Source organism: Blautia sp. MSK.18.38 (assembly GCF_024460535.1).
GTDB classification, from domain to species: Bacteria; Bacillota; Clostridia; order Lachnospirales; family Lachnospiraceae; genus Blautia_A; species Blautia_A fusiformis.
Window position 1 is genome coordinate 1 of sequence record NZ_JANFYP010000003.1, and the last position, 17,359, is coordinate 17,359.

General features: G+C 44.4%; 19 protein-coding genes. 17 read left to right on the forward strand and 2 right to left on the reverse strand.

Features of this window, described 5'->3' with window-relative positions:
• Positions 1–64: 64 nt before the first annotated feature.
• From NE638_RS02685 to pgeF, 7 genes are all read left to right on the forward strand, one after another.
• A complete protein-coding gene (locus NE638_RS02685) occupies positions 65–940 on the forward strand; it encodes a methionyl aminopeptidase (protein WP_015525317.1) in 876 nt (291 codons plus the stop codon).
• A 138-nt stretch (positions 941–1,078) separates the two neighbouring features.
• Positions 1,079–1,426: a 50S ribosomal protein L19 gene (gene rplS, locus NE638_RS02690; protein WP_015525316.1), complete on the forward strand. Its 348-nt coding sequence runs from the start codon at positions 1,079–1,081 to the stop codon at positions 1,424–1,426.
• Positions 1,427–1,522: 96 nt separating this feature from the next.
• Positions 1,523–2,131, forward strand: coding sequence for a signal peptidase I (lepB, locus tag NE638_RS02695; protein WP_015525315.1), 609 nt, complete (start codon positions 1,523–1,525; stop codon positions 2,129–2,131).
• Between the two features lie 42 nt (positions 2,132–2,173).
• Entirely contained in the window at positions 2,174–3,031 is an 858-nt protein-coding gene (ylqF, locus tag NE638_RS02700) for a ribosome biogenesis GTPase YlqF (RefSeq protein ID WP_173745749.1), read from the forward strand.
• Positions 3,031–3,786 carry a ribonuclease HII gene (locus NE638_RS02705; protein ID WP_129975006.1) on the forward strand — a complete coding sequence of 252 codons (756 nt, stop codon included), beginning with the start codon at positions 3,031–3,033 and terminating at the stop codon, positions 3,784–3,786. The genes ylqF and NE638_RS02705 overlap by 1 nt, the downstream gene beginning before the upstream one ends.
• A 45-nt stretch (positions 3,787–3,831) precedes the next feature.
• The gene (locus NE638_RS02710; RefSeq protein ID WP_044960433.1) at positions 3,832–4,191 is read left to right on the forward strand and encodes a YraN family protein; all 360 of its coding nucleotides are present in this window, start codon (positions 3,832–3,834) and stop codon (positions 4,189–4,191) included.
• A gap of 18 nt (positions 4,192–4,209) precedes the next feature.
• Positions 4,210–5,055 (forward strand): peptidoglycan editing factor PgeF, encoded by an 846-nt coding sequence (gene pgeF, locus NE638_RS02715; protein WP_022426627.1) that lies wholly within the window; start codon positions 4,210–4,212, stop codon positions 5,053–5,055.
• Here the strand turns inward: pgeF and NE638_RS02720 are convergent.
• Entirely contained in the window at positions 5,042–6,214 is a 1,173-nt protein-coding gene (locus tag NE638_RS02720; RefSeq protein ID WP_059085936.1) for a ribose-phosphate pyrophosphokinase, read from the reverse strand. The genes pgeF and NE638_RS02720 overlap by 14 nt on opposite strands.
• 144 nt (positions 6,215–6,358) lie before the next feature.
• Between NE638_RS02720 and NE638_RS02725 the strand changes: the two genes are divergently transcribed.
• From NE638_RS02725 to NE638_RS02740, 4 genes are read left to right on the forward strand one after another with little or no spacing between them, the layout of a single operon-like run.
• Complete coding sequence (locus NE638_RS02725) at positions 6,359–7,744, forward strand: DUF512 domain-containing protein (RefSeq protein ID WP_173740319.1); 1,386 nt, start codon at positions 6,359–6,361, stop codon at positions 7,742–7,744.
• Positions 7,707–9,032: a ribosome biogenesis GTPase Der gene (gene der / locus NE638_RS02730; protein WP_015525309.1), complete on the forward strand. Its 1,326-nt coding sequence runs from the start codon at positions 7,707–7,709 to the stop codon at positions 9,030–9,032. The genes NE638_RS02725 and der overlap by 38 nt, the downstream gene beginning before the upstream one ends.
• Before the next feature lie 4 nt (positions 9,033–9,036).
• Positions 9,037–9,684 (forward strand): glycerol-3-phosphate 1-O-acyltransferase PlsY, encoded by a 648-nt coding sequence (gene plsY / locus NE638_RS02735; RefSeq protein ID WP_173745750.1) that lies wholly within the window; start codon positions 9,037–9,039, stop codon positions 9,682–9,684.
• Between the two features lie 12 nt (positions 9,685–9,696).
• Positions 9,697–10,713, forward strand: a complete 1,017-nt coding sequence (locus NE638_RS02740; RefSeq protein ID WP_173745751.1) for an NAD(P)H-dependent glycerol-3-phosphate dehydrogenase — start codon at positions 9,697–9,699, stop codon at positions 10,711–10,713.
• A 154-nt stretch (positions 10,714–10,867) separates the two neighbouring features.
• Here NE638_RS02740 and NE638_RS02745 read toward each other — a convergent pair whose 3' ends face one another.
• On the reverse strand, positions 10,868–11,695 hold the full coding sequence (locus tag NE638_RS02745; RefSeq protein WP_022426672.1) for an aldo/keto reductase: 828 nt from the start codon (positions 11,693–11,695) through the stop codon (positions 10,868–10,870).
• Between the two features lie 346 nt (positions 11,696–12,041).
• Between NE638_RS02745 and NE638_RS02750 the strand changes: the two genes are divergently transcribed.
• From NE638_RS02750 to NE638_RS02775, 6 genes are all read left to right on the forward strand, one after another.
• On the forward strand, positions 12,042–12,434 hold the full coding sequence (locus tag NE638_RS02750; protein ID WP_021650179.1) for a hypothetical protein: 393 nt from the start codon (positions 12,042–12,044) through the stop codon (positions 12,432–12,434).
• A gap of 64 nt (positions 12,435–12,498) precedes the next feature.
• On the forward strand, positions 12,499–12,681 hold the full coding sequence (locus tag NE638_RS02755; RefSeq protein WP_021975843.1) for a CooT family nickel-binding protein: 183 nt from the start codon (positions 12,499–12,501) through the stop codon (positions 12,679–12,681).
• A gap of 23 nt (positions 12,682–12,704) precedes the next feature.
• Complete coding sequence (locus NE638_RS02760; RefSeq protein WP_059085931.1) at positions 12,705–13,637, forward strand: methylenetetrahydrofolate reductase; 933 nt, start codon at positions 12,705–12,707, stop codon at positions 13,635–13,637.
• Positions 13,638–13,749: 112 nt separating this feature from the next.
• Positions 13,750–14,520 (forward strand): ATP-binding protein, encoded by a 771-nt coding sequence (locus tag NE638_RS02765; RefSeq protein ID WP_021975845.1) that lies wholly within the window; start codon positions 13,750–13,752, stop codon positions 14,518–14,520.
• Positions 14,521–14,636: 116 nt separating this feature from the next.
• Positions 14,637–16,529, forward strand: coding sequence for an anaerobic carbon-monoxide dehydrogenase catalytic subunit (gene cooS / locus NE638_RS02770; RefSeq protein WP_173745752.1), 1,893 nt, complete (start codon positions 14,637–14,639; stop codon positions 16,527–16,529).
• A 44-nt stretch (positions 16,530–16,573) separates the two neighbouring features.
• A complete protein-coding gene (locus NE638_RS02775) occupies positions 16,574–17,347 on the forward strand; it encodes an ATP-binding protein (RefSeq protein ID WP_015525298.1) in 774 nt (257 codons plus the stop codon).
• Positions 17,348–17,359 lie beyond the last annotated feature (12 nt).

Below are 17,359 nucleotides of genomic sequence, written 5' to 3' on the forward strand. Positions count from 1 at the left end.
GTGAGAGTCTACGTTATCTCGATGTGAGTATATTTACACATATTTTGAGTGGCAGAAGAAAAAGATGTCTAAAAAAATTGAACGAAATGATCCCTGCTGGTGTGGAAGCGGAAAAAAATATAAAAAATGTCATGAAGCATTTGATGAAAAAATGGAACTCATGAAAAAGAAGGGGTATGCAGTTCTTGACCATGATCTGATCAAGACACCTGCACAGATCGAGAAGATCAAAGAGAGCTGCAAGATCAATGTTGCAGTTCTTGATTATGTTGCAGAGCATATCGGACCAGGCGTGACGACACAGCAGATTGATGACTGGGTACATGAAGAAACAGTACGTCATGGCGGAATTCCGGCACCACTTAATTATGAAGGTTTTCCAAAAAGCGTATGTACATCTATCAACGAGGTAGTATGCCACGGAATCCCGGATGAAGAAATTGTCTTAAAAGAAGGTGATATTGTCAATGTAGATGTATCCACCATTTATCAGGGATATTTTTCTGATTCCTCCCGTATGTTCTGTATTGGACAGGTAAGTCCGGAGAAGGAGAAGCTTGTCCGTGTGACAAAAGAATGCATAGAGCTTGGCCTTGAACAGGTAAAACCATGGACACCGATCGGAAATATGGGAAGTGCTGTACACAAACATGCAGTGGAAAACGGCTATACAGTTGTGAGAGAAATTGGCGGACATGGTGTAGGTCTTGAGTTTCATGAAGATCCATGGGTAAGCTACACATCTAAGGAAGATACAGGTGTACTCATGGTACCCGGAATGATCTTTACTATTGAACCAATGGTCAATATGGGATCTGATGAAATCTATACAGATGAGATCGATGACTGGACAGTGAGGACAGAGGATGGTCTGCCATCGGCACAGTGGGAGATCATGGTCCTTGTTACAGAAACAGGACATGAGGTCCTTTGCTGGTAAAAGCCATCGAAAATCCGGAAAAAAAGTCCTTGCAATGAGAAGTTATCTAGTGTATAATCACATATGTTGTGAAAAAAGATGGTCCTCTGTTACCATATGTGTATTAAGAACATCCAGTATAATTAAGGAGAGAAAGAAATGAACGAAATTATTAAGAACATTGAGTCCGCTCAGCTGAAAGCTGAAGTACCGCAGTTCCGCGTAGGAGACACAGTAAGAGTACACGCACTGATCAAAGAGGGAACACGTGAGCGTGTTCAGATCTTCGAGGGTACAGTACTTAAGAGACAGGGTGGAAGCACAAGAGAGACTTTCACAGTAAGAAAGAGCTCCAACGGTGTTGGTGTTGAGAAAACATGGCCGCTTCATTCCCCACATGTAGTTAAGGTTGAGGTTATCCGTCATGGTAAAGTACGCCGTGCGAAACTGAACTACCTGAGAGATCGTGTAGGTAAAGCAGCTAAGGTTAAAGAGCTTGTAAAATAATTTCATAAGTAAAGAGGCAGGGACAATAACATTTGCTATTGTCCCTCTTTTTACATCAGTGCGTATGCGTGTAAAGACACATACAGGGGATAGAATATGGGATTAAATAAGAAGATTAATATCGAAAATCTGAAGGAAAACAGAGCTGTTTCCGAAGCAAGGGAGAAGCTTCGTGATGACAGGACAAGAGGAATCGTGAAATGGGTGTTTGAAATTATTGTGACCCTGGTTTTTGCTGTGCTGGTTGCAATCTCTGCATTTCAGACTGTGACATTGCAGGAAAGTGCCATGGAACCCACGTATTCTGTAAGTGAAAAGTTTTTTGTAAACAGGGCTTTATATAAGGTCAGTTCACCAAAACGTGGAGATGTGATCGTTTTTAAAACAAGCGCCAGTGACTCGGCAGCCCTGCATATCCGACGTGTGATCGGCCTTCCCGGGGAGACTGTTCAGGTTAAAGACGGGAAGATCTATATCAACGGCAAGGTTTATGAAGAAAACGGAGCTTATCAGGATATGACAGATGGAGGACTTGCAAATAGTGCTATAACTCTGGAAAGCGGGGAATATTTTGTCCTTGGTGATAATCGCAATAACAGTGAGGACAGCCGCTTCAGCGATATCGGAAATATCAGTAAGAAGTACATTGTCGGGAAAGTTTGGTTTACAGTTTCTCCGAAAAATAAAATAGGTTTTATAAAATAGATCAAAGTAAACAGATTAAAGTATAGATAAATGAGGTGAATTATGAACGTACAGTGGTATCCAGGCCATATGACGAAGGCGAAGCGTCAGATGCAGGAAGATATCAAGCTGATCGATCTGATCATTGAGCTTGTAGATGCAAGAGTTCCTCTTTCCAGCCGAAATCCGGATATTGATGAGCTGGGAAAAAACAAGGCGCGTATGATCCTTCTCAACAAAGCAGATCTTGCCGATGAGAGACAGAACCGTGCCTGGATGGAATATTTCAAAGAAAAAGGAATCTATGCGGTAAGTATTGATTCCCGCAATAAGGGATCTATGAAGGCCGTTTCTGTGGCAATCACAGAGGCATGTAAGGAAAAGACAGAGAGAGACCGGAGACGAGGAATCAAAAACCGTCCGGTACGTGCGATGGTTGCAGGAATCCCTAATGTTGGAAAATCAACATTTATCAATACCTTTGCAGGAAAAGCCTGTGCCAAGACCGGTAATAAACCAGGAGTTACAAAAGGAAAACAGTGGATACGTCTGAATAAAAGTGTGGAGCTTCTGGATACCCCTGGAATTCTCTGGCCGAAATTTGAAGATCAGGAAGTTGGAATGCGTCTTGCCTATATCGGTTCGATCAAGGACGATATTCTGAACATCGAAGAACTTGCCCTGGGTCTGATCGGATATCTGCAGGAGTTTTATCCGGCAGCGATCAGAGAGAGATACAATGTAGAAGAAGAGCTGAAACCGCTGGATATCCTTACTGCAGTTGCGAAAGCAAGAGGATGTCTGAAAAAGGGCGAAGAGCTTGATTATGAGAAAGCATCCCGCCTTTTGCTGGAAGAATTTCGTTCTGGAAAATTGGGAAAAGTGACTCTGGAGTTTCCAAAAGGACCGGAGGAAGCGTAATGGAAACAATGAAAGATATCAAGGCGCGTTTTGCGTCAGCGAAGGAGGGCGAATATAACGCCCTTTTTCGTCATTATGAAAATGATGAGAGAAGCGGTGTACAGAAACTGATCCAGCAGTATCACAAAAAGCTTCAGGCTCTGGAGGATGAGCGTGTACGTACAGAGAGCATGAAGAAATATGAACATGAATATGAGCATCTTGGATATCTTTGCGGGATCGATGAGGTGGGAAGAGGCCCTCTTGCCGGACCGGTAGTCGCCTGTGCGGTGATCCTTCCGAAAGACTGCGATATTTTATGGCTGAATGATTCTAAGAAGCTTACAGCTAAGAAGAGAGAAGAATTGTACGATGTGATCCTGGAGAGGGCAGTTTCTGTTGGAATCGGAATGGCCAGCCCGGAGAGGATTGATGAGATCAATATCCTGCAGGCAACTTATGAGGCAATGCGCCAGGCAGTGAGCAGGCTTTCTGTACAGCCGCAGCTGCTTTTGAACGATGCGGTTACCATACCGGAAATCCAGATTCCGCAGGTACCCATCATCAAAGGTGATGCAAAAAGTGTATCCATTGCGGCAGCAAGTATTGTTGCCAAAGTGACCAGAGACCGGATGATGGAAGAATATGATAAGGTTCTTCCGGAATACGGATTTGCCTCCAATAAAGGATATGGTTCTGCAGCGCATATTGAAGCACTGAAGAAATATGGACCAAGTCCGATACATAGAAAAACGTTTATCACACATTTTGTATAAAAATACTTAAGATACCGACATCAAAAACAGAAAGGTTTTGTTTATCTGAAGGAAAATAGAAGACAGAAGGGCAGCTATTATGAAGGAATTGCTGCAGCGTTCCTGCAAGAAAAGGGGCTGCAGATCAAGGAAAGAAATTTTCGCTGCCGAAGTGGTGAGATCGATCTTGTTGCGCAGGATGGAAGATATCTGGTGTTTATTGAAGTGAAATACAGAAAGAACGGAAAGAGTGGAAGTCCTTTTTCAGCGGTAGGGAGAGAAAAACAGAGGATCATCAGCAAAGTGGCAATGTTTTATCTGATTGCACATGGATACCGGGAGCTGCCTCCCTGCCGTTTTGACGTAGTAGGAATTGATGGAGAGAACATCCACTGGATAAAAAATGCTTTTGATTTTTGCAGTTGAAAGGACTGGTCACATAAGATGAAAATAAAATGGTATAAAGATAAACAGCTAATGAATGTAAATCAGAAGAACAAGGTTACCTGGCTTACATATCCTGCTTTTGAGAAATTTCCCGGGATCGTACATGGCTTCAGTACCCGCCTGGGAGGAGTAAGCCAGGGGATTTATGAATCTATGAACTTAAGCTTCACAAGAGGGGATGAAGAGTCTGCGGTGCGGGAAAATTACCGCAGACTTTCTGCTGCTATGGGATTTTCCATGGAAGATATCGTAACCTCTGATCAGACACACACCACCAATGTACGTGTGGTCACGGAAGAAGACAGAGGAAATGGGATCACAAAACCAAGACCTTATACAGATGTGGATGGAATGATCACCAATGTGCCGGGACTGGTGCTGGCAACGTTTTATGCGGACTGTGTACCACTTTTCTTTATAGATCCGGTACATAGAGCTGTGGGATTATCTCATTCCGGCTGGAGAGGTACTGTAGGAAAGATCGGAAAAGTGACGGTGGAGAAGATGACTGAGGAATTTCAGACAGATCCTTCAGAGCTTTATGCAGCCATTGGTCCTTCTATCTGTCAGGATTGCTATGAAGTCAGTGAAGATGTGATCGATCAGTTTAGAGAGGCGTTTGAAGAAAAATACTGGGATGTGCTTTTTTACAGAAAACCAGATGGGAAATACCAGCTGAATCTGTGGGAGGCGAACCGAAGGATCTTTCTGGATGCAGGCATAAAAGAAGAGCGGATCTCAATGCCGGGCATCTGCACCTGCTGTAATCCGCTCTTTCTTTATTCACACAGGGCTTCTCACGGAAAACGTGGAAACCTGGGAGCATTTATTACTGTTCGTTGACTTTTTTCATGAGATTCATGATCTTTTCGTTGCTGGAACGAACCTTCTCGACAGATACATCATGATTGATGATATCGATGATACTTGCAAGATATTTGCTCATGTTTGCTTCGATATAGTATGGGCGGTCAAGAAGCTCAGGAATACGATAGTTAAGGTTGGTTGTGATGACTCTGTCCAGCCAGCCTTTTTCGTAATATTCATCAAATTTGGCTACGCCATCTGTAAACAGACCGTAGGTTGTGCAGACGAATACACGTCCGGCTTTACGCTCTTTGAGCTGACGGGCAACATCCAGCATACTTTCTCCGGAAGAGATCATATCGTCGATGATGACAACATCTTTGCCCTCTACGGAATCTCCGAGGAATTCGTGAGCAACGATCGGGTTCTTTCCGTTGACAACGGTGGAGTAATCACGGCGTTTGTAGAACATACCCATATCGACTCCAAGGATATTGGAGAAGTATACAGCACGGGACATGGCACCTTCATCCGGGCTGATGATCATGAGATGATCATTGTCAAGCTTGAAATCAGGGACATTTTTGACCAGTGCTTTCAGGAACTGGTATGTGGGGAAAAAGTTATCAAAGCCCTTCAGCGGAATAGAGTTCTGTACACGTGGGTCATGAGCATCAAAAGTAATGATGTTGGAAACACCCATGGCACTTAACTCGCGAAGTGCAAGTGCACAGTCAAGAGATTCTCTCTTGGTGCGTCTGTGCTGACGTCCCTCGTAAAGGAATGGCATGATAACGTTGATGCGGTGTGCTTTACCTGTGGCTGCGGAGATGATTCTCTTCAGATCCTGGTAATGGTCATCCGGAGACATGTGGTTCTCATGACCGCATACGCTGTAAGTAAGGCTGTAATTGGTCACATCTACCATGATATAAAGGTCTGTTCCGCGGACAGATTCCTTGATGTAACCCTTACCCTCACCGGTTCCGAAACGTGGGCATTCGCAATCTACAAGGAAAGATTTTTCTGCATATCCCTGTGGGATGATGGTGGATTTCTTGGCGGCTACAAGTTCTTTACGGAATTTAACCAGCTTTTTGTCAACCTCCTCGGCCAGTTCGCGGCATCCGGCAAGTGCGGCGATTCGGATCGGGGCAACAGGCATAGACTTTTCCAGCAATTCTATGTTTGGCATAATATTCCTCCTAAGTGTATGTCATTAAAAATTCTCAGTCTATTTATAACATCAGACCCACGTGTCAGTCAAGGTGTTTTCTCAAAGTGTTGATTTTTAAGAGCAAAGTTGTTATTATATACGGGATAGAAAAGGGAGATAATGATGAAATTAAGAAAGCATATGATTTCCAGGGTGCTGCCCGACAGTATTGCCGAGGAGCTGGGGCTGGAGCCGGGAGACAGACTTGTGTCTGTAAACGGACAGCCTGTGGAAGATGTCTTCGATTACCGGTATCTCATGAATGAAGAGCTCGTGGTGCTTCTAGTAGAGAAGCCTGATGGCGAAGAGTGGGAGCTGGAGGTAGAGAAGGAATATGAGGAAGACCTTGGAATAGAATTTGAGAACGGAGGACTGATGGATGACTATCGCTCCTGTTCAAATAAGTGTATGTTCTGTTTTATTGACCAGATGCCTCCAGGTATGCGTGAGACGCTGTATTTTAAGGATGATGATTCCAGGCTTTCCTTTCTTCAGGGAAATTATGTTACGCTTACCAATATGAGCGAGAAGGATATTGAGCGTGTGATCCGCTATCATCTGGAACCGATCAACATTTCGTTCCAGGCAATGAATCCGGAACTCCGGTGTAAAATGCTGCATAACCGTTTTGCAGGAAAGGCTCTGGATAAGGTGGATATGCTGTACAATGCAGGAATCACCATGAATGGACAGATCGTACTGTGTAAGGGTGTCAATGACGGAGACGAGCTGGAATACAGCCTCGAAAAGCTTTCCGCTTATGCGCCGGTCCTTCAGAGCGTTTCTGTTGTACCGGTAGGACTTACCAAATACAGAGAAGGTCTCTATCCTCTGGAGCCTTTTAATAAGGAAGATGCTGAAAAAGTCCTGGGGCAGATCGAACGCTGGCAGAAGATCATGATGGAGAAATATGGGATCCATTTTATCCATGCTTCAGACGAATGGTATATTCTGGCAGACAGGGAGCTTCCCTGTGAGGATGAATATGATGGATATCTGCAGCTTGAGAATGGCGTGGGAATGCTCAGACTTCTGGAAACGGAAGTAAAAGAAACGCTGGAGGGGCTTTCCGGTGACGACCGTAAGGTGACAGGCAGGATCGCCACAGGAAAACTGGCAGCGCCTTTTATCGCACGCTATATTAAAGAGATCCAGAAGAAATATCCCAATGTGCAGATTCCGGTCACAACCATCGAGAATCGTTTTTTCGGTGAAAAGATCACAGTGTCTGGCCTGATCACCGGGCAGGATCTGAAAGAGCAGCTTTCCGGTCTTGACCTTGGAGAGAAGATTCTGATCCCGTGCAGCATGCTAAAAGGTGATGAGGAGATTTTTCTGGATGACATGACACTGGAAGAGCTTTCGGAAGCGCTGAACACAGAAATTGTAATCGTAGACACAGGAGGACGTGATCTGGTGGAAGCCGTGATCAACCCTCCGGAACATAAACAAACAAGAAGGAGACAGATTTATGAGCAAACCAGTAGTAGCGATAGTGGGAAGGCCTAATGTAGGCAAATCCACTCTGTTTAACGCTCTGGCAGGTGACAATATTTCCATAGTAAAGGATACACCAGGAGTAACCCGTGACAGGATTTATGCAGATGTCACATGGCTTGACAGGACATTTACTCTGATCGATACAGGCGGAATCGAGCCGGACAGCAGCGATATCATCCTCTCCAGAATGAGAGAGCAGGCACAGATCGCCATTGATACGGCAGACGTGATCATTTTTATCACAGATGTCCGCCAGGGTCTTGTGGATTCCGATGCCAAGGTGGCAGATATGCTCCGCCGCAGCGGCAAGCCGGTACGTCTTGTAGTTAACAAGGTAGACAGCCACCAGAAATATATGATGGACGTATATGAGTTTTACAATCTTGGAATCGGAGAACCGATCCCGATTTCCGCAGCTAACAGACAAGGCCTTGGAGATATGCTGGATGAGGTGATCAAAGAGTTCCCGGATAAGAGTGAAGAGGAAGATCAGGATGATATTCCGAAGATCGCCATTGTAGGAAAGCCGAACGTGGGAAAATCTTCTCTGATCAACAAGCTTCTTGGAGAGGAGCGTGTGATCGTATCCAATATTGCAGGAACCACACGTGATGCTATTGACACAAAGGTTACCTGGAACAAAAAAGATTATATTTTTATCGATACTGCAGGACTTCGACGCAAGGGTAAGGTAAAAGAAGAGATCGAGCGCTATAGTGTTATCCGTACTGTGACAGCTGTAGAGCGTGCAGATGTGGTTGTAGTTGTGATCGATGCCTCCGAGGGCGTTACCGAGCAGGATGCTAAGATCGCAGGAATCGCTCATGACAGAGGAAAGGGTATCATCGTAGCGGTAAATAAATGGGATGCCATTGAGAAAAATGACAAGACCATCTACAAGCATACGGAAAAGATCCGTCAGATCCTTTCCTTTATGCCATATGCACAGATCATCTTTATCTCTGCAAAAACAGGTCAGAGACTTCCAAAGCTTTTCGAAAATATCGATACAGTTATCGAAAATCAGACACTTCGTATCCAGACAGGTGTTCTTAATGAGATCCTTTCTGAGGCAGTCGCTCTTCAGCAGCCGCCGTCTGACAGAGGAAGAAGACTGAAGATCTTCTATATGACACAGGTTGCGGTAAAACCGCCGACATTTGTTATCTTTGTCAATGACAAGGAACTGATGCATTTTTCCTATGTAAGATATCTGGAGAACAAGATCAGGGATGCATTTGGATTTTCCGGAACTTCCCTGAAATTTATCATCCGCGAACGCGGGGAAAAGGAATAAAAGTATGGAACGTATTATTTGTCTTGTTATCGGTTATGTATGCGGGCTTTTTCAGACAGGCTATATTATTGGAAAAGTCCACAAGACAGATATCAGAGATCATGGCAGCGGGAATGCGGGTACTACGAATGCCTTCCGGACCTTTGGAAAGAAAGCGGGAGCGATCACCCTGCTGGGAGACTGCCTGAAGTGTGTACTGGCTATTGTGATCGTGAGAATGGTTTATGGAAATTCCATGAATAGTATCCTTCCGCTCCTTACCCTTTATGCAGCATTGGGATGTATCCTTGGCCACAATTTTCCGATTTCTATGGAATTTCGCGGTGGAAAGGGAATTGCTGCTTCTGTAGGCATGATCATTGCTTTTGACTGGCGGATATTTATTGTATGTGCAGTTGTCTTTTTTGCACTGTTCTTTACAACTCATTATGTATCGCTTTGCTCTCTCAGTGCATATGCGGTGGCTTTTATCCTGGTCCTGTTTTTTGGACATATGGGAAAATATGGGATGGATCAGGCGCATACTGTTGAGCTTTATATCGTGATGGCAGTTCTTACAGCAATGGCGTTCTACAGACACAGGGCAAACATTGTAAGACTGTTTCATGGAACAGAGAATAAGGTGTTTTTAAGCAGTAAGAATAAAAAATAAGAGGTAAGATTTATGGCAAAAATCAGCGTACTGGGTTCGGGGAGCTGGGGATTAGCTCTGGCACTCCTGTTGCATAATAATGGCCATGAAGTCCTTCTCTGGTCAGCAAGACCGGAGAATGCCCGGAAACTCCGGGAAAAAAGAGAAAATCCTGACAGGCTTCCGGGGGTACGGCTTCCGGATGAAATCGATGTCCTGACAGATCTGGAGCGTGCGCTTAAGGATGTGGATGTAACAGTTCTGGCAGTAGCTTCCCCGTATATCCGGAGTACTGCACACAAGATGGCATCGTTTGTATGCAGGGACCAGAAGATCGTCAATGTTGCTAAAGGTATTGAGGAAAAGACACTGAAAACACTCAGCGAGGTGATCGAAGAAGAAATCCCGCAGGGTAATGTAGCTGTACTTTCCGGTCCAAGTCATGCGGAAGAAGTAGGACGCGGACTTCCTACAACCTGTGTGATCAGCGCACATACACAGGAAACTGCGGAATACCTTCAGAGTATTTTTATGAGCCCTGTGTTCCGCGTGTATACAACACCGGATATCCTTGGGGTGGAACTTGGCGGAGCACTGAAAAATGTGATCGCACTGGCAGCAGGTACTGCCGACGGCCTGGGATATGGAGATAATACCAAGGCGGCACTGATCACCAGGGGAATCACGGAAATAGGAAGACTTGGTAAAAAAATGGGGGCGCAGATGGAAACCTTTTACGGCCTGTCCGGGATCGGCGACCTGATCGTGACCTGTGCAAGTAAGCATAGCCGTAATCGAAAGGCTGGATATCTGATCGGCCAGGGATATACGATGGAAGAAGCTATGAAAGAAGTGCAGATGGTTGTGGAAGGTGTTTATTCTGCAAGAGCTGCAAGAGAACTTGCGGAGAAATATGAGGTGGAGATGCCTATCATAACGGAAGTGAACCGCGTACTGTTTGAAGGAAAATCAGCATCGGAAGCAGTAATGGACCTGATGCTGCGTGATAAAAAAGTGGAAACGCCCATGCTCCCGTGGGAGAATGCGTGAGCGGATCAGTTAAATATTTCCGGGTTTCAGATATGTGAAATGCTAAGCAGGGAATAACAGGATCGCCGTATCAACTGAAAAGAAAAAATAAAAAGATATCTGCCAGAAGATCACTTATGCTCTGACAGATATCTTTTTTGCATTATTATGGAAATTAAAACTGAATATCACGGAGATCTTCTGGAACATGAGAAGTATGCAGATCTTCGTTCAGTGTATCAATGATCGCCATATCTTCATCCTCGATGTTGAAGTCAAAGATGTTTCCATTACTGCGGATTCGTTCCGGGTTGATGGATTTCGGAATGACAGAAATTCCCTTCTGTATTGCCCAGCGAAGCCCGATCTGTGCAGGAGTCCTGGCATATTTGGTCCCCAGAACACACATTACATCATTATCAAAATATGCACCTCTTGCCAGAGGAGCATAAGCCTGTACCTGAATACCGAAAGCCTTGCAGTATTCGATCAGTTCAGCAGGGTAACACAAAGGATGGCACTCGATCTGGTTTACAGCAGGAATAACCCCGGATATTTTACGAAGCTCTTCCAGATGCCGGATATCAAAATTACTGACGCCGATACTTAAAGCACGTCCAGATTCCAGAATGGATTCCAGCTCTTTCCAGGTGCTCAAATAGCAGCCGGGAACCGGCCAGTGTATCAGATAGAGATCTACATAACTGACTTTCAGACGGTCGAGACTACGGGAAAAAGCTCCCTGGACATCGCCGAGACGCTGCGCATTGTTCCAGATTTTGCTGGTGATGAAAAGATCCTTTCTGGGAACTCCGCATTTGGCAATGGCACGTCCAACGCTTTCTTCATTTTTATAAACAGAAGCGGTATCGATCATGCGGTAGCCGGCGGAAATAGCAGAAGTGACTGCTGCTTCGGCCTGTACGTCATCGGGCAACTTGTATACGCCAAGCCCCAGAAGAGGCATTTCTCTGTCGTTGTTCAGAAAAACAGTTTCTTTCAAAATAATTCCTCCTTGTATGTTCTGCTTTCCATGCTTTTGCTATTATAGCACAAAAATATGAAAGAATCACATCAATTATATTACAAAAGTGATAAAGCTTAGAGTTGGACAGACGCGCAGACTGGGTAATAAGTTGTGGTTTGAAGAGACTAACTTCGTTAAAAATGAAACAATCGAGTTAATTTACTGTCAAAGTTTTTGGAAAAATAGGAAAAACAGCATATAATTTTGGCTATATTTTATAATTATTTTCTTGATAATAACAGTGAAAAGATGTATAATAAATTTAATTGATAAATTCTTGTCATGAGAGTGTCCGCCCGGCGGATACAGGAAAGGGGTATTTATGCATTTAATCAAAGATGAGAATGGCAATCTTGTTCAGCATGGACATGCAGACAGCCATGAACATACACATGAGCACACCCATGAGGACGGTGTGACTCACAGCCATACACACAGCCATGCGGAAGGAGATAACCATTGTCATACACACGGTGATGGACACTGCGGTTCCTGCGAGAACGGTGACTGCAAGAATGAGACTGTAGCACTTCTTACCTACATGCTGCAGCATAACGAGCATCATGCCGCAGAACTTGATCAGATGGCTGACAATCTTAAGAAGCTTAACATGGATGCAGCTGCGAAGACGATCAAAGAGGCAGTTGCAGATTTTCAGAAAGGCAATATGAGACTTGGACTTGCTCTTACACTTGTTAAGGAAGAGTTGAAATAAAAACCGACAGAATAGTTTTGACAGCATAGTGGTTAAATGATGCCACTTATTTGGAGGAATGATTATGTGTCTTGCAACAGTATATAAGGAAGAAGATAATTCTGTGATCTTTAAGAATGTAAGCCGGATCGATGTGGACGGAAATAAATTGATCCTTCGAGATATCATGGGAGATGAGCGCGTGGTAGAAGGCAGTATCCTTATGGTGGATCTTGCAAACAGCATCGTGAAACTGCAGTGTGACTGATACAAATACGTGGAGGACGATCAATGAAATTATCTGAAGCAATGAGAGAAAAAATGCTGCTTTCCTTTGAACTTTTTCCGCCAAAGACAGAAAAAGGTATGGCAAACCTGCCGGGAACCATTGAACATCTCATGAAGTATAGACCGGAGTATATTTCCTGTACATACGGTGCCGGCGGCGGAAATGTCGGTGCCAACAGGGAAGTATGCCAGATGATCAGGAATGCAGGAACTGTTCCTGTAACACACTTCACAGTGATCAAGAACACAAAAGAAGGAATCAGACAGCAGTTGGAACAGTATCTGGCAGATGGCGTTGACCATATGCTGGCACTTCGCGGAGATATTCCACTTGGTGAGACAACAACCTGCGGAGACTTCAATTATGCGACAGACCTTGTTAAATTTGTCCGTGATGAATTTGGCGATAAGTTCGAGATCGCAGTAGCCGGTTCACCGGAAGGCCATATCGCATGCAGAAGCTTGGATGCTGATATTGCTGTTTTGAGACAGAAACAGGACAATGGTGCTGATTATATCATGACCCAGCTCTGCTGGGATATGGAACAGTTTAAATACTGGCTGGACGCTATCCGCGAGGCTGGAGTGACAATGCCTGTAGATGTTGGTGTAATGCCGATCCTGGATCAGGCAGCTACCATTAATATGGCTCTTTCACGTAACGGCTGTGTAATGGACAGTGAGCTTTGTAGGCTGATCTCCAGAAACTGGCTGTTCCCGAATCCGTTTAACGCTAAAGATGCTGATGGTAAACCATTTGACATGTTCTATGAGGACAAGGTTAAACGATTCAAAGAAGAAGGAATCGAATACACAATCAGACAGATCGATGAGTATCGCGCTCTTGGTGTTGACGGTATCCATCTTTATGCATTAAACAAATGGAAAGACGTATCCGAGATCATTGACAGATCCGGACTTCGTACACTTATCTAATCATCAACGAAATAAATAAGAATTCCGGCACGATGCGGAGGTGCCAGAACAGTATCAGGCACCTCCCTTATGCGCCGGCATAACAGATATAAAATCAGGAGGTGCCCGTTTTATGGCACATGTTATTGCAGTCGCCGGAAAAGGCGGCGTTGGAAAAACTACATTATGCGGAATGCTGATCCAGTATCTCTGCGAAAAGAAAAAAGGACCTGTACTGGCGGTAGATGCAGATGCCAATTCAAATCTGAACGAGGTTCTTGGCGTAGAAGTAGATACAACTCTTGGCGATGTACGTGAGGAGATCGCACATGCTGAGATGACAGAGAAAAGCCCGATCCCCAAAGGAATGTCCAAGGCAGATTATGCAGAGGTACGTTTCGAGGATGCTCTTGCTGAGGAAGATGATTACGATCTTCTTGTAATGGGAAGAACCCAGGGAAAAGGATGCTATTGCTTTGTAAACGGTCTGCTTCAGGCACAGCTTGCCAAATACCAGAAGAATTATCCATATATTGTTGTGGACAATGAAGCAGGAATGGAACATATCAGCAGAGGAATCCTTCCAAGTATGGAGACAGCAATCCTTGTAAGTGACTGTTCCAGAAGAGGAGTACAGGCAGTTGGAAGAATAGCAGAACTTATTAAGGAATGTGATATGAAGCCTTCCAGAGTGGGTCTTATTATCAATCGCGCACCAAAAGCAGAACTGAATTCCGGAATTCTTGAGGAAATCCGGAATCAGGGACTCGATCTGATCGGTGTGGTACCACAGGATGAAGCAGTTTATGAATATGACTGTGACGGGAAACCGACTGTTACTCTTCCTGAGGATAATCCGATGAGAAAAGCAGCTTTTGAAATTTTTGATAAATTAGGTTTATAATTAATATAAACCTTTTTTTAAAAAAGAGAATAACCCATGGGTGGGGATGGGTTCCTGCTCTGGGCTTATTATAAAAAGAAAAATAAAAATAGATGTGCTATTAAAGGAGGTCTATAATGAGTGAATTCAAATTAACTACAGTGGAGGAATTTGAAGCCGCTACAGCCCGTCTTCTCGAGACAGGTGCAAAGGTAGGAGCAGATGCATGGCAGATCCGTGCAAAGAACCAGACTCCGCACTGTAAATTCGGTGAGCAGGGTATTTGCTGCCGTATCTGTGCAATGGGACCGTGTCGTATTACACCGAAGGCTCCAAGAGGAATCTGCGGATGTGATGCCCATGGTATCGTAGGAAGAAACTTCCTTAAATTTACAGCCGGTGGTGCAGCTACTCACTCCGATCATGGTCGTGAGATCTGCCATACACTGTACTGCGCAAAAGAGGGCGGAAATTATCAGGTAAAAGATCCTGAGAAACTGCTTCGCATCGCTAAAGAGTGGGGCGTGGAAACAGAAGGCAAGGATATCTATGATCTGGCTCATGAGATGGCTGAGATCGGTCTTATGGAATATGGTAAACCGTTCGGATATCAGAGATTCCTTGACAGAATGCCTGCAGGACAGAAAGAAAAACTGATCGAGAACGAAATCGCACCACGTGCTATCGACCGTGAGGTTGCAAGTTCCCTGCATATGACTCATATGGGATGTTCTTCTCTTCCGGAAGCACTTGTAAAACAGTCTATTCGCTGCGGTATGGCTGATGGATGGGGCGGTTCCATGATGGGAACAGAGTTCTCTGATGTATTATTCGGAACTCCGAAGCCGCTTGATACAGAGGCTAACCTTGGAGTAATGGTTGAAGAGAACGTAAACATTGTTGTACATGGACATGATCCGAGTCTTTCTGAGATGATCTGTGAGTATGCAGACAGCAAAGAAATGATCGATTATGCAAAATCTGTAGGAGCAAAAGGAATCACCGTTTCCGGTGTATGCTGTACTTCTAACGAGGTAGCTATGCGTCGTGGTGTTCCGATGGCTGGTAACTTCCTGCAGCAGGAGAACGTAGTACTGACAGGTGCCTGCGAGGCGATCGTAGTTGATGTTCAGTGTATCTTCCCTGCATTAGGACCTCTGAGCAAATGCTTCCATACTAAATTTGTTACAACTTCTCCGATCGCTCAGATGCCGGATTCTGAATTTATCAGATTCAACGCTGAGACAGCAGGAGAAAATGCAAAAGCAATCGTTAAGATGGCTATCGATAACTTCAAGAACAGAAAACCTGAGCTTGTACATATCCCACAGCTGAAACAGAAAGCTACTGTTGGTTATTCAGTAGAAGCGATCGTTAAAGTTCTTGATGGTGTTACAAACTCTCAGGTTGATGTAACAGGAACAACCAAACCATTACTTGAGTGCATCACTTCCGGTGTTATCCGTGGTGCTGTTGCTATGGTTGGATGTAACAATCCTAAGATCCGTCCTGACTATGCACATATCGAACTGATGAAGAAGTGTATCGCAAACGATATCATTATCATCGCTTCCGGATGTTCCGCACAGGCAGCTGCTAAAGCTGGTCTGATGGACAAATCCGCAAGAGATCTCTGCGGTGCAGGTCTGAAACGTGTCTGTGAGCTGGCTGATATCCCACCAGTACTTCATATGGGATCCTGCGTAGATATCTCCCGTATGATGATCCTGGCTGCTGAACTTGCAAAAGATGCAGGGCTTCAGATCAATCAGCTTCCTGTAGTAGGATGTGCTCCTGAGTGGATGTCTGAAAAAGCTGTATCCATCGGTAACTACGTAGTTGGTACTGGTATTGATACATTCCTTGGCGTTGATCCATATGTTTCCGGTTCTTCAGAAATGTGCGAACTTCTTACAGAGGGAACAAGAAAATGGACAGGTGCTGCTTACACAGTAGAGACAGACATCGAGAAATTAGTTGATCTTATGATTGAGAGAATTGAAGAGAAGAGAACAGCATTAGGAATCTAATCCGTTGCGATCTTTAAAATGTTATAAAAGGTGGAAGACGTAAAATGAAAATAGCAGTAACCGGTAAAGGCGGAGTAGGAAAGACAACTTTCGCAGCAACACTTGCAAGACTATACGCAGATGAGGGAAAAAAAGTCCTTGCGGCGGATGTGGATCCGGATGCGAACCTGGGTCTTGCCCTTGGATTTGACGAGGAAACCTTGGACTCTATTGTTCCAATCTCAAAAATGCGTAAGCTCATAGAAGAACGCACCGGAGCCAACAGCCAGAATCAGTTTTATAAACTGAACCCAAAGGTAGACGATATTCCGGATACTTATGGAAAAACCTGTAATGGCGTAAAGCTGCTTGTCCTTGGAACTGTGGAAACAGGTGGAGGCGGATGCGTCTGTCCTGAACATGTGATGCTTAAAAGAGTGATCAATAACCTTGTGATCCACAGAGATGATGTGGTGATCATGGATATGGAGGCCGGCCTGGAACATCTGGGCCGGGGCACCACGGAGAGCATGGATGAATTTATTGTAGTGATCGAACCAGGGGCAAGAAGTGTACAGACATATAAGAATGTTAAACGTCTTGCAAAGGATCTGGGAGTTTCTCAGGTTAAGGTCGTGGCCAATAAGGTAAGAAATCCGGAGGATGAGGAATTTATTCGGAGTAAGATCCCGGCAGAGGATCTGCTTGGAATGATCCACTACAATACAGAAGTTATAGATGCTGATCGTCAGGGAAAATCTCCCTACGATTTCAGTGAAACTGTAACAGCTGAAATCAGAAAAATCAAAGACAAAATTGATCAGAATTCAATTCTGTAAAAATAGGAGGTA

What these genes read in the sequence shown, in the direction of transcription:
- NE638_RS02685 (WP_015525317.1), top strand. Translation starts at nt 65, where the DNA reads ATGTCTAAAAAAATTGAACGAAATGATCCCTGCTGGTGTGGAAGCGGA.
- rplS (WP_015525316.1), top strand. Translation starts at nt 1,079, where the DNA reads ATGAACGAAATTATTAAGAACATTGAGTCCGCTCAGCTGAAAGCTGAA.
- lepB (WP_015525315.1), top strand. Translation starts at nt 1,523, where the DNA reads ATGGGATTAAATAAGAAGATTAATATCGAAAATCTGAAGGAAAACAGA.
- ylqF (WP_173745749.1), top strand. Translation starts at nt 2,174, where the DNA reads ATGAACGTACAGTGGTATCCAGGCCATATGACGAAGGCGAAGCGTCAG.
- NE638_RS02705 (WP_129975006.1), top strand. Translation starts at nt 3,031, where the DNA reads ATGGAAACAATGAAAGATATCAAGGCGCGTTTTGCGTCAGCGAAGGAG.
- pgeF (WP_022426627.1), top strand. Translation starts at nt 4,210, where the DNA reads ATGAAAATAAAATGGTATAAAGATAAACAGCTAATGAATGTAAATCAG.
- NE638_RS02720 (WP_059085936.1), bottom strand. Translation starts at nt 6,214, where the DNA reads ATGCCAAACATAGAATTGCTGGAAAAGTCTATGCCTGTTGCCCCGATC.
- NE638_RS02725 (WP_173740319.1), top strand. Translation starts at nt 6,359, where the DNA reads ATGAAATTAAGAAAGCATATGATTTCCAGGGTGCTGCCCGACAGTATT.
- der (WP_015525309.1), top strand. Translation starts at nt 7,707, where the DNA reads ATGAGCAAACCAGTAGTAGCGATAGTGGGAAGGCCTAATGTAGGCAAA.
- plsY (WP_173745750.1), top strand. Translation starts at nt 9,037, where the DNA reads ATGGAACGTATTATTTGTCTTGTTATCGGTTATGTATGCGGGCTTTTT.
- NE638_RS02740 (WP_173745751.1), top strand. Translation starts at nt 9,697, where the DNA reads ATGGCAAAAATCAGCGTACTGGGTTCGGGGAGCTGGGGATTAGCTCTG.
- NE638_RS02750 (WP_021650179.1), top strand. Translation starts at nt 12,042, where the DNA reads ATGCATTTAATCAAAGATGAGAATGGCAATCTTGTTCAGCATGGACAT.
- NE638_RS02755 (WP_021975843.1), top strand. Translation starts at nt 12,499, where the DNA reads ATGTGTCTTGCAACAGTATATAAGGAAGAAGATAATTCTGTGATCTTT.
- NE638_RS02760 (WP_059085931.1), top strand. Translation starts at nt 12,705, where the DNA reads ATGAAATTATCTGAAGCAATGAGAGAAAAAATGCTGCTTTCCTTTGAA.
- NE638_RS02765 (WP_021975845.1), top strand. Translation starts at nt 13,750, where the DNA reads ATGGCACATGTTATTGCAGTCGCCGGAAAAGGCGGCGTTGGAAAAACT.
- cooS (WP_173745752.1), top strand. Translation starts at nt 14,637, where the DNA reads ATGAGTGAATTCAAATTAACTACAGTGGAGGAATTTGAAGCCGCTACA.
- NE638_RS02775 (WP_015525298.1), top strand. Translation starts at nt 16,574, where the DNA reads ATGAAAATAGCAGTAACCGGTAAAGGCGGAGTAGGAAAGACAACTTTC.